Origin of the sequence: Dactylosporangium sp. NPDC000521 (assembly GCF_042898305.1) — a bacterium.
Lineage (GTDB): Bacteria > Actinomycetota > Actinomycetes > Mycobacteriales > Micromonosporaceae > Dactylosporangium.
Window position 1 is genome coordinate 407,120 of the sequence record NZ_JBIAYW010000006.1, and the last position, 11,382, is coordinate 418,501.

The window sequence follows — 11,382 nt, forward strand, 5'->3', positions numbered from 1 at the left end:
TATGGACCACCGCGTCGTGATGAACGCCGACGAGCAGTACTCGGTCTGGCCCGTGGCCGACGACCTGCCGGCCGGCTGGGTCGCCGAGGGCCACCGCGGCAGCCGGGAGGAGTGCCTCGACCACGTCGAGCGGGTCTGGACCGACCAGACCCCGGCCCGCACCCGGATCCGTGCCTGGCTGGCCGGCGCCGTCTCGCGGGCCTGCGACGACCGGCTCACCCCGCACGACGTCGCCACGGCCGGCTGCTCGCTGGTCGCCATGGGCGTGTCGTCGCTGGCGATCATCCGCCTGGTCGACGCCATCGAGACGGAGTACGGCGTGGCCGCCGACTTCAACCAGCACGCCCTGGAGGACCTGGACGCCCTGACCGACTTCATCGCAACCGTTCGCCTCCGCCACCGCGAGGCCCGCTGAGCGTCACGCCATCGGCCTGCCGGTCCTCAGCCGGCGGCGACCATCGGGAACGACTCCGCGGCGGCGGACGCCTCGGGCTCGGCGAGCGGGATCTCCGCGGTCAGGGTCGTTCCCTGCGCTGGCGCGCTGACGACGCCGAACCGGCCGCCCAGCGCCTCAACGCGGTCGCGCAGGCCGACGAGCCCCGTGCCCTGGCCCGGGTCGGCGCCGCCGACACCGTCGTCGCGGACGGACAGCCAGATGTGCCGCTCGTCCGCGTCCACCGTGACATAGGCGACCGGCGCCCGTGCGTGCTTGGCGACGTTGGTCAGCGCCTCCGAGACCACGTAGTACACGGCCACCTCCACCCGCTCCGGAAGCCGGCCCGCCACCTGCAGCCGCAGCTCGACCGGCACGACGCTGCGGCGGGCCAGCGTGCGCAGCATCGGACAGATCCCGCCCTGGGTCAGCAGGGCCGGGTGGATGCCGCGGGCGAGGTCGGTCATGGTCTCGTGGATCTCGGTGAGGCTCGTGACGGTGTCGGACAGCAGGCGCCGCGCCGTCGGCAGGTCGTCCACGGTCGCGTCCTCCGCCATGCGCAGCCGCAGGGCGAGCGCGACGATGCGCTGCTGCGGCCCGTCGTGCAGGTCGCGTTCGATGCGGCGCCGCGCGTCGTCCGCCGCACCGACCAGCCTGCCGCGGGACGCGACGAGCCGGGCGCGGTTCTCGGTGTTCGCGATGGCGGTGGCGACGAGCTCGGTGAAGGCGAGCAGGCGGTTCTCCGCGTCGGCCGGCACCGGCTCCGGCTGGAAGGACAGGACGAGCGTGACCCCCCAGAGCTCACCGTCGACCATGATCGGCACGCCGAGGCCGCGGCGCACGCCGCGGGCTCGCAGCTCCTCGGCGATCGACCCGGCGGCGGTCTCGTAGTCGATCTGTGCGGTGCGGTGGCTGCGAAGGATCGTGCCCACGATGCTGTCGCCCTCGATGGGCAGGTTCGGACGGCCGGGCATCAGCAGCCGCCCGTCCTTTTCCCGCTCCGAGACCGCCGTGACGGTACGGTCCGGCTCGTACCGGAGCAATGCGGTGTGAAACCCCTGGAACAGGCGGTGCAGTTCGGCCGTCACGGCCGCGAACACCGTGCTGGGCGGCCCGCCCGCGGCGACCATCGTGGCCACCCGCCGCAGCGCCGCCTGCTCCTCCAGCAGTGCCTCGGTAGCCTGCTGGCTGGCCCGTAGGGTGTCGATGAGCGCCTGACGCTCCAGGGCGGTGGCGACGATCCCCCTCAGTGCGGAGCCGAGCCGGTCGCGGAGGCGCTCCAGCGTCACCGGTGGGGTGTCGTCCGGCACGACGAGCCGCACAGGACGGCGAGCGGCGCCACCCAGCCCGAGCACGGTCGCGCCGGCGACCTTCTCCAGGCGCGGTGCGTCGCCGAGCTCGATCGACGCGCTGGGGAGGCCGAGCCGGGCCGCGAGGCGCTGCGAACCGGCCTGCAGCGCCGACGGCAGCTCGTCCGTGCCGAGGACGCTGCGAGCGACCTCGGCGGCGATGTCCGCCTCCTCCTCCCGCTGCTGCGCCTCCACCGCGCGCGCCCGGGCGAGATCGGCCAGGCCGCCGCTGGCCAGCGCCACGAGCCCGAAGACCACGGCCCGCTGGAGATCCTGCGCCGCGGTCAGGTGCAGGCCGCCCGGAGGCACGTGGACGAAGTTGTACACCAGCGTGCTGGCCAACGCTGTCCCGACGCCGAGCCAGATGCCCCACACGGTGGTCAGCGCCAGCACGCCGAGGATGTAGATGACGGCGGTCGGCGGCTGCTGCGGGTGGGCGAAGTGCAGCAGCCCGATCACGGCCGTCTCGGCGGCGATGACCATCGCGGCGACGAGGATGCCGGCGAGGAGCGGCGGCGGCGTCGGCGGCAGCAACCACGCCGTGAGCCGGCGCCGAACACTGGTGGTCACCGTCATGCGGTCTCCCGGTCAGCGAGGTCGTGAGTCCGGGACTGGGCCGTGTCCGCACCGGTCCGACATGCACACGTCCGACCGTTCGCCTTCCCGACAACCATCAACACCACCCGCCGGGGGTGACATCTCACCCGCCGCACGCGGGGCGACCGCTCCCGCACGCGCGCCGCATGGTTCCGCCGGAATCCGGGCCTGGTCACGGCTCACCGAGAGGGAACGCGGCCTGCAGGCGGGTGCCCCGGCCGGCCGGGCTCTCGACGGTCAGCGTGCCGCCCAACGCCTCGACCCGATCGGTCAGCCCGATGAGACCGGTGCCGAGCTTCAGGTCCGCGCCGCCGAGACCGTCGTCGTTCACCGTCACGTGCAGGTAGCCACCCTGCACGCACACGGCGACGTGGACGACCGTCGCCTGGGCGTACTTGACGGCGTTCGTCAGCGCCTCCGCCACCACGTAGTACGCCCCGACCTCGATCGGCTCCGGCTGCCGGCCGTCCACCTGCAGGTCGAGCTCCACCGGGACGGCGCAGCGGCGGGCCAGCCCGCGGAGCGCGGGTCGCAGGCCGCCCTGCACGAGGATCGCCGGGTGGACGCCGCGGGAGAGCTCCCGCACGTCGTTGACGGCGTCGTTCAGCCCGTCCACGACGGTGGACAGGTCCTGACGCAGCCCCGCCAACTCCGGTGGGACCGTCGCCTCGACCCGGCGCACCTCCAGCCCCAGCGAGATGAGCCGCTGCTGAACACCGTCGTGCAGGTCGCGCTCGAGCCGCCGGCGGGTCTGGTCGGCGGCGAGCACGAGCCGCGTCCGCGACGCGACGAGGTTGGCGCTCTCCACGAGCACCACCCCCTGCCGGACGATCAGCACCACGATGACCATGGTTTCGGCGACGATCTCGACGCTGTCCATCACGACGCCCTTGACGAGCTGCACGATCAGCAGCACGCCCGTGGCGGCGACCGGCAGGTAGGGCAGCATCAGGTGGCCCAGGCGGGCGCGCGGGCGCCCCGGCCAGTGCGGTGACTCCTGGACGGGCGTCAGCGCGGCGACCGCGATGAGCGCGTGCCCGGCGACGAACCCGGAGTTGGCCAGGGGCGACATGCTGTCCGCGCCCCTGGCCACCGCATACGCGAAGGCGCTGTCCGAGAACGACAGCGCGAACAGCCCGGCGGCGAGGATGACCAGCTGCACCCGGTTCGGCGCGGCCACCGTCTTGGTGAGGAGCAGGATGATCATGATGGTCAGCAGCAGATCGGTGACCGGGTAGGCGATCGCGACCGAGTACGCGAGCGTGGTGGCCCCGCCCGCCCGCACCACCGCCCCGAGCGTGGTGGCCCAGGTGAGCACGAACAGCGCACCCACGACGATGAGCCCGTCGAGCGTCAGCACCAGGTTTCCCCGAGGGCGGCGCGCGGCGCCCTGCGCGGGCCTGTCGGCGGCCAGGGTGCTGACCGCCAGCAGCGCGAACACCGGCAGCATGAGGTACCCGGCGTCCGCGAGCGACGGGCTCGGCAGCACGATGTCGTTGAACAGCCGGTACCAGGACCAGAGGGACTGCCCGATCATCCAGCAGCACGTCGCGGCGCCCATCCACACCCGCCACCACCGCTGACTGCCGTGGTGCCGGCGCGCGGTGATCCAGCAGGCAAGGGTCGCTGCGAGCGCGGCGGAGAACTGCCCCGCGTCGTCGACGAACCGCGTCCACCGCGGCGGCAGCAGGCCCGAACTCCCCAGACCGACGACGGCGGCCACCGACACGGCGGCGACGACGAGCGGGGTCGACCAGGGTCTGCGCAGCAAAGGTTTGATCCTGACCAGAGGCGATCAGACCGACATTCGACTCACGCTACAGCCCGGCGTGGCCGTCCGCCCCGCCCCGGCCCGGCCGGCACGTCGCGGCCCGTCCCGTGCACCCTGCCGCCACCCCGGATTTCACCCGTGCCCCTCAGGCCCGCCACCACGATGGGCCCGGGCCATGGCTCGGGGTCCACGCAGGCGAGCGGGCGGCCAAGGTGCCGGCAGCTGGCCGGATTCAGCCGGCCGGATCGGGCAGGGTCGCGGCGGTTTCGAGGAACAGGGCGTGCACGAACGCCTGAGGCAGGTTGCCGCGCAGCTGCCGCTGCTGGACGTCGTACTCCTCCGCGTAGAGGCCCGGCGGGCCGCAGGCGGCGCGGTTGCGTTCGAGCCAGCGGACGGCGGCGACCGGGTTGCCGGCCTGGTGCTCGGCCAGGGCCATGCCGTAGCCGCACAACAGGAAGGCGCCCTCCATGCTGCCGAGCGGCTGCTTGTCAGCCCGGAACCGGTACACGTAGCCGTCCTCGGTGAGGTCGGCCTTCACGGCGGCGAGTGTGGCGGCGGTACGGGGGTCGCCGGGTGGCACGGCGCCGCGGATCCCGGGGAACAACAGGGCGGCGTCGACGCGGGGGTCGTCCGGTGCGCGCTGCCACCGGCCGGTCGGGTGCAGGCAGGTGGCCTCGGTGTCAGCCAGGATGGACCCGGCCAGGTCACGCCAGCGCGCGGCCGTGGATCCGGTTTCCGCGTCGGCCGCGCGCAGGAGCCCGGCGACGCAGGTGAGCCTCGAGTGGGTCCAGAGCCGTGGACGCAGCTCCCAGATGCCGGCGTCGGGTTCGCGCCATCGCCGGGCGATGGCGTCGACGGCCAGGTGCAGGGCCCGGCGGCCGTCGGCGCCGAGCCGGTCCCGGCCGGCCGCCACGGCCAGCAGCAGCAGCGCCTCGCCGAACGCGTCGAGCTGGAACTGCCCGTTGACCCAGTTGCCGGTGCGCACCGGCGCCCCGGGATAGCCGGGCAGGAAGCCGACGGCCTGCTCGTCCGGCACCGGCCGGCCCGACCCCGCCACGTAGGCGGGAGCCATCTGCGGCCCGTCGGCCAGCAGATGCTGCGAGACGAAGCACACGGCCGCGTCGAGCAGCCCGTCGACGCCCGCGACGGCGGCGGCGTGCCCGGCGAAGGACTGGTCGCGGATCCAGGCGTACCGGTAGTCGTAGCCGCGGCCGGCTTCGGCCCGCTCCGGCAGCGAGGTCGTGGCGGCGGCGACCATGCCGCCCTCCGCGGTGGTCAACCCGTGCAGGACCGCACGGGCGTGCCGGGCGTCACGGCCGGCGAAGCCGTCCCCGGTGGCGGGCACGGCCGCCTGCCACGCCGCCGCCGTGGCGGACCACACCACGTCCGGGTCGGGCGCCGGCCCGGTGAACGGCCGGGTCGACAGCTGCAGCATGAGGTCGTGGCGGCCGCCGGGCGGCAGGCGCAGCTCGCCGTGCAGGACGCCGGAGGCGTCGGGCTGCGCCCGCGGGGCGCCGTACCAGCGCACGTACAGGTCGCCGGCGCGCCCGGTCCACCCGCGCTCGTCGCGGATGAGGTCGCGCAACGGCTGCCGGCCGAACCCGGCGCACACGTCGAGCAGCAGCCGCACCACCGCGGTGCCGTGGATCGCCTCCACGCGCCGCAGCAGGGTCAGGGTGTGCGGCTCGCTGGGCAGGGCGAGGGCTTCGCGGCTGTGGATGATCGCGTCGGTGGTGATCCAGCGGCTGGTCCAGACCAGGGTGCCCGGCTCGTAGAACCCGCCCCACACGAACCGGTCGCCGGCCGGGGTGACCGTGTAGACGCCCGCGCCGCCGAGGAGGTCGGTGAAGACGGCCTCCGACTCCCAAGCCGGAGCGCACAGCCAGGCCACGTCGCCGCGCGGGCCGATGAGCGCGCCACGGCGGCCGTCGGCCAGCAGCGCGTACTGCCGCAGCACCTGCGGTGTGAGGCCGCCGGGCGGTGGATGCGGCCGGCTCACGCGGCCCGGAACCGTTCCGCGCGGCGCGACGTCACATCCTGACCCGGCGCGCCCGCGGCCACCGAGACCGGCGCCGTGCGCTCGCTCGTCACGGCGGCCACGTCACGCCTCCTTGCCCGACGGGTCCGGGCTGCCGTGTTCCCGGCCGGCGATCTCGCCGTGCCTGGCGTCGAACACCGGCCGGACGGAGCGGATGCGCGGCAGGCTCGTGAAGTTGTGCCGCGGCGGCGGGCAGGTGGTGGCCCACTCGAGTGAGTTCGTGAAGCCCCACGGGTCGTCGCCCTCGACGGTGCGGCCGTACCGGTAGGAGGACCACACGTTGTACACCAGCGGCAGCATCGCGAGCCCCAGGATGAGCGCGCCGATGCTGGAGATGGTGTTGTAGACGGTGAAGCCGTCGGTGGCCAGGTAGTCGGCGTAGCGGCGGGGCATGCCCTGCGTGCCGAGCCAGTGCTGCACCAGGAACGTGGTGTGGAACCCGACGAACGTCAGCCAGAAGTGCAACTTGCCGAGGCGCTCGCCGAGCATCCGGCCGGTGATCTTGGGAAACCAGAAGTAGACGCCGGCGAACGCGGCGAAGACGATCGTGCCGAACAGCACGTAGTGCATGTGGGCGACGACGAAGTAGGTGTCGGAGACGTGGAAGTCCATCGGCGGCGAGGCGAGCAGCACTCCGGACAGGCCACCGAAGAGGAACGTCACCAGGAAGCCCAGCGACCACAGCATCGGCGTCTGGAACGTCAGCTGGCCGTGCCACATGGTGCCGATCCAGTTGAAGAACTTCACGCCGGTGGGCACGGCGATGAGGTACGACACGAACGAGAAGAACGGCAGCAGCACCTGCCCGGTGACGAACATGTGGTGCGCCCACACGCTCATGGACAGCACGGCGATGGCGATGGTGGCGCCGACGAGACCCTTGTAGCCGAAGACCGGCCGGCGGGCGAAGACCGGCAGGATCTCGGTGACGATGCCGAAGAACGGCAGGGCGACGATGTACACCTCGGGATGGCCGAAGAACCAGAACAGGTGCTGCCACAGCAGCGCCCCGCCGCCCGCGGGGTCGTAGACGTGCGCACCGAACTTGCGGTCCGCCTCGAGCGCGAGCAGGGCCGCGGTGAGCACGGGGAACGCCATGAGCACCATCAGCGCGGTGATGAAGATGTTCCACGTCAGGATCGGCATCCGGAACATCGTCATGCCGGGCGCTCGCAGCGTGATCACGGTCGTGATCATGTTGACCGCGCCGACGACGGTGCCGACGCCGGCCACCACCAGGCCCATCGCCCACAGGTCGCCGCCCACGCCGGGTGAGTGCGTGTGGCTGTTGAGCGGCGCGTAGGCGAACCAGCCGAAGTCCGCGGCCCCGCCCGGGGTGGCGAACCCGGCGACGGTGACGATGCCGCCGGTCAGGTACAGCCAGTACGCGAGGGCGTTGAGCCGCGGGAACGCGACGTCGGCGGCGCCGATCTGCAACGGGACCAGGTAGTTGCCGAACCCGAACAGCAGCGGGGTGGCGAACAGCAGCAGCATGATCGTGCCGTGCATGGTGAACAGCTGGTTGTACTGCTCCGGGGACAGCAGCTGCAGGCCGGGCCGGGCGAGCTCGGCCCGCATCAGCAGCGCCAGCACACCGCCGAGCACGAAGAAGCCGAACGACGTCACGAGGTACATGACCCCGATCTGCTTCGCGTCCGTGGTCGCCAGGAACCGCACGACCCGCGAGCCGGGCACGGCGCGACGCACCGGCCCGGGCAGCCTCGGGGCGTGCACCGGGTCGATCGGCAGGACCGAACGGTCACTCATCGACGCTCTTCTCCAGCGCCCGCTGGGCCGCGCCGACGCGTTGCATGCGCTTCGGCACCACCCAGCCGGCGTACGGCAGCGGCAGCTGGTCAGCGTCGGCGAGCGGCTGCTCGATCTCGCGGTACTCGCCGGCAGGGGTACGGATGACCACACCGGTCTCCAGTCCGTGGGCGAGCCGCTCGCGGTCCTGCTGCTGGAATCCCAGGCAGAGCCGGCGGGTGACCGCGAAGGCGAGCGCCGGCAGCAGCAGCGCGCCGATGCGCCCGCCCCAGACCAGCGCGTTGAGACTGATCTGGAACTTGTAGGCGATGAGGTCATTGGCGGCCGACACGGTCAGCACCAGGTAGAAGGTGCCGGCCATGGCGGCGACCGCGGTGCGGGTCGGCGCGTCACGGGGGCGCTGCGCCAGGTTCCGGTACCCCTGGCCCCGGTGCCGCCAGGCGCTGCCGAGCGGGTAGCCGATGGCGAGCATGGTCAGCACCCCGGGCAGCACGACACCGGGCCAGAAGACCGGCGACAGGGTGTAGCCGAAGGCACGGAACTCCCACGGCGGCATGAGCCGCAGCGCGCCGTCGAGGAACATGACGTACCAGTCGGGCTGGCTCGCCGAGGACACCACGGCGGCCTCGTACGGGCCGAACAGCCACACCGGGTTGATCTGCGTCAGCCCGCCGAGCGCGGCGATCATGGCGAAGACCATGAGCGCCAGCCCGGTGGAGCGCCCGGCGAACCCGGGCACCATCCGCTCGCCGACGACGTTCGCGTTGGTGTGCCCCGTCCGCGGCCACTGGGTGTGCTTCTGCTTGACGATCAGACCCAGGTGCACGCTGATGAGCGCGACGAGCGCCCCGGGGACCAGCAGGACGTGGACGATGTACAGCCGGCCGATGATCACCTCGCCGGGGAACTCGCCGCCGAACAGCGAGGTGGACACCCAGGTGCCGACGACCGGAAGCGACGCCACGATGGAGGCCGCGATGCGCAGGCCCGTGCCCGACAGGCCGTCGTCGGGCAGCGAGTAGCCGGCGAAGCCCTCGACGAAGCCGAGCCAGAACATGATGATGCCGATGATCCAGTTCGCCTCGCGCGGCTTGCGGAAGGCGCCGGTGACGAAGATCCGGGTCATGTGCACGACGATCGCCGCCATGAACAGGTTCGCCGACCAGTGGTGCATCTGCCGCAGCAGCAGCCCGCCGCGGATGTCGAAGGTGATGCGCAGCGTCGATTCGTAGGCGGCCGACATGGGCATCCCGCGCAGCGGCACGTAGGAGCCGTCATAGCTGATCACCCGCATCGACGGGTCGAAGAACAGCGCCAGCATGATGCCGGTCAGCACCAGCATCACGAACGAGTACAGCGCCAGCTCGCCGAGCATGAACGACCAGTGGTCCGGGAAGACCTTGTTCACCACCCGGCGCAGGGGCGTGGCCGCCTGGAACCGCTCGTCCACCGCCCGGGCCCCGCGCACGGCGCGGGGCGGCCGGCGCTTCACCGCGACTCCGGGGCGCCGGCATAGAACTCGAACACCAGGCCGGTCGTGGCCAGCAGCGCGCCGATCGTGGCGGCGGCGGCCAGCCACCACTGGCTCAGCGCGAGACCGACCGCCGCGGTGGCCACCGCGACAGCGATGCCGAAGGGCCAGAACCCGGACGGGGCGAAGAAGCCGACCGCGCCGGCACCGTCGGCGATCTCGGCCTCGGGCCGGTCCTCCGGGCGCGGCGGAATGCGCCGGGCGACCAGCCAGAAGTAGCTGCCGCAGATCAGGCTCAGCACGCCGGACAGGCCCAGCGCGAGGCCGCCGGCCATCTCCGGGTGGTCGGCGGAGCCGCTGCCGGTCCACCACAGGTAGACGACCGCCGCGGTCAGCAGGAACCCGGCGATCACGCTGAACACCTTCGCCTCAGTGCGCATCCATGTCTCCTCCGCGCAGCGCCGCTGCCCAGGACCGCCCGTACCGGCGGGCGCGGCGCAGCTGCCGCCACACCGCGGCCACCTCCTCGGCGACGAACAGGGGGACGACCAGCGAGATGGCCGCCGAGACCAGGCACAGCGTGCAGAACGCGCCGATCACGAAGGCCTGCAACGCCACCAGGAACAGCGCGGCCACCGCCATGCCGCCAGCGACCAGCCCGAGCAGCACCACCAGCCACGGCCGCCGCCACCACCGGGTCGTGCCGCCCGACAGCTCGAGCACGAACTCGACCAGGTACGCCGCGGCGCCGAGCGCGGCGTCATGCACCGGCAGCGCCCGGGAGAAGCCGGACTCCAGCACGCGGACGCTGCCGTCGCCGAACCACGGCTCCCACACGGCCGGCACCAGGCCGTACTGGAAGAACGCCAGGCGCAGCGAGATCAGCAGCCCGGCGCAGGCCAGCACGGCCACGGCGACGCGTCGCGGCCACGCCGACGGCCCGGCGAGCGCGCGCCGCCACCACCACGGCGGCGTCCACGCACGGCGGGAGAGCAGGCCGGCGTTCGTGCCGGAAGTCATGCGCCACTCTTCTCTCACGGCCCGGCGGCCGTCGTCCCCGGTCCGTCCCGTCACCCGGGTCCGTCACCCGGGCATCCCACGACCGTCCCGTCAGGTGCTGCCAGGCCCCCCGCTACCCATGCGGACCCCGGATAACCAGCACCCGCCGGCTCAATCGGCTTTTCGTGCCGGCCGGCGGGCTCAGGTGCCCTCGATGCCGATGCGGGCGCGCAGTACATCGGCCCCCAGGTCTTCGGCGTAGGCCTCCGTGCCGGGCTGGTACTTGCGGCCACCCTCCGCGAGCGAGCCGGCGTCGACCGGTTCGAAGCCGATCTGCTCGACGAGGTCGAGGACACGCCACTTGGCGGCCGGATCGTCGCCGGCGACCGGAATGCCGTACCGGAAGTACGCCCCGGCCGACCGGCCGTAGTCGCGCAGGTGGTCCCAGCGCATCGCGTTGAACGCCTTGACCACGTGCGCGCCGGCGAGGTGCCGCTGCATCAGCTCGCTGCTGGTGACATCGCCGCGCTCCAGCTCTTCGTCGTGCCCGTCGCGTTCAGGGTCGTAGTTGGTCGCGTCGATCACCGTCCGGCCGGCCAGAGCGTCCGCGGGCAGCTCCTGGTAATGCCCGAACGGCACCGCGACGATCACGACGTCGCCGTAGCGGGCCGCTTCCTCGGCGGTGACGGCGTGTGCGTGATGGCCGAGCTGCAACTCGAGGTCACGCAGGGTCTCCGGACTCCGGGAGTTCGCGATGGCGACGTCGTCGCCGGCCGCGGTGCACAGGTGAGCCAGCGTGGAACCGACCTTGCCGGCGCCGATCACACCGATCTTCATACCTGCCGCCTACCCACTGGCGGCCCGTTCACGCGACAGACCGTCACCGAGCGTGGCCCCTCCCGCGGGCCCGGAGGCTCATCGAGTTGACGGGCGACGATGGGCTCGGCAGCATCTCTG

The 11,382-nt window shown here is 72.8% G+C and carries 8 protein-coding genes and 1 pseudogene; 1 reads left to right on the forward strand and 8 read right to left on the reverse strand.

Annotated features, from left to right (window positions below; all coding sequences use genetic code 11):
- Window position 1: 1 nt before the first annotated feature.
- Complete coding sequence (locus tag ACFY3L_RS22240) at window positions 2-415, forward strand: MbtH family protein (RefSeq protein WP_389326959.1); 414 nt, start codon at window positions 2-4, stop codon at window positions 413-415.
- 26 nt (window positions 416-441) lie between these two features.
- On the opposite strand, the gene ACFY3L_RS22245 is transcribed toward ACFY3L_RS22240, so the two are convergent.
- From ACFY3L_RS22245 to ACFY3L_RS22280, 8 genes and pseudogenes are all read right to left on the reverse strand, one after another.
- Window positions 442-2,358: a DUF4118 domain-containing protein gene (locus ACFY3L_RS22245; RefSeq protein ID WP_389326962.1), complete on the reverse strand. Its 1,917-nt coding sequence runs from the start codon at window positions 2,356-2,358 to the stop codon at window positions 442-444.
- 193 nt (window positions 2,359-2,551) lie between these two features.
- A complete protein-coding gene (locus ACFY3L_RS22250) occupies window positions 2,552-4,150 on the reverse strand; it encodes a sensor histidine kinase (protein ID WP_389326965.1) in 1,599 nt (532 codons plus the stop codon).
- Between the two features lie 232 nt (window positions 4,151-4,382).
- The gene (locus tag ACFY3L_RS22255; protein ID WP_389326968.1) at window positions 4,383-6,149 is read right to left on the reverse strand and encodes a glycoside hydrolase family 15 protein; all 1,767 of its coding nucleotides are present in this window, start codon (window positions 6,147-6,149) and stop codon (window positions 4,383-4,385) included.
- A 102-nt stretch (window positions 6,150-6,251) separates the two neighbouring features.
- Entirely contained in the window at window positions 6,252-7,955 is a 1,704-nt protein-coding gene (gene ctaD / locus ACFY3L_RS22260) for a cytochrome c oxidase subunit I (RefSeq protein WP_389326971.1), read from the reverse strand.
- A 13-nt stretch (window positions 7,956-7,968) separates the two neighbouring features.
- A pseudogene (locus tag ACFY3L_RS22265) lies at window positions 7,969-9,447 on the reverse strand (cytochrome bc complex cytochrome b subunit); the annotation flags it as partial.
- Complete coding sequence (locus tag ACFY3L_RS22270) at window positions 9,444-9,866, reverse strand: cytochrome c oxidase subunit 4 (protein ID WP_389326974.1); 423 nt, start codon at window positions 9,864-9,866, stop codon at window positions 9,444-9,446. The pseudogene ACFY3L_RS22265 and the gene ACFY3L_RS22270, both read right to left, overlap by 4 nt.
- Window positions 9,856-10,446 carry a vitamin K epoxide reductase family protein gene (locus tag ACFY3L_RS22275; protein WP_389326977.1) on the reverse strand — a complete coding sequence of 197 codons (591 nt, stop codon included), beginning with the start codon at window positions 10,444-10,446 and terminating at the stop codon, window positions 9,856-9,858. Before ACFY3L_RS22275 ends, ACFY3L_RS22270 begins: the two co-directional genes overlap by 11 nt.
- Window positions 10,447-10,626: 180 nt before the next feature.
- Window positions 10,627-11,262 (reverse strand): NADPH-dependent F420 reductase, encoded by a 636-nt coding sequence (locus tag ACFY3L_RS22280; protein ID WP_389326980.1) that lies wholly within the window; start codon window positions 11,260-11,262, stop codon window positions 10,627-10,629.
- Window positions 11,263-11,382 lie beyond the last annotated feature (120 nt).

Excerpts from the sequence above, each read along its gene's own strand:
- ACFY3L_RS22240 (WP_389326959.1), top strand. The coding sequence starts at position 2 with ATGGACCACCGCGTCGTGATGAACGCCGACGAGCAGTACTCGGTCTGG.
- ACFY3L_RS22245 (WP_389326962.1), bottom strand. The coding sequence starts at position 2,358 with ATGACGGTGACCACCAGTGTTCGGCGCCGGCTCACGGCGTGGTTGCTG.
- ctaD (WP_389326971.1), bottom strand. The coding sequence starts at position 7,955 with ATGAGTGACCGTTCGGTCCTGCCGATCGACCCGGTGCACGCCCCGAGG.
- ACFY3L_RS22270 (WP_389326974.1), bottom strand. The coding sequence starts at position 9,866 with ATGCGCACTGAGGCGAAGGTGTTCAGCGTGATCGCCGGGTTCCTGCTG.
- ACFY3L_RS22275 (WP_389326977.1), bottom strand. The coding sequence starts at position 10,446 with ATGACTTCCGGCACGAACGCCGGCCTGCTCTCCCGCCGTGCGTGGACG.
- ACFY3L_RS22280 (WP_389326980.1), bottom strand. The coding sequence starts at position 11,262 with ATGAAGATCGGTGTGATCGGCGCCGGCAAGGTCGGTTCCACGCTGGCT.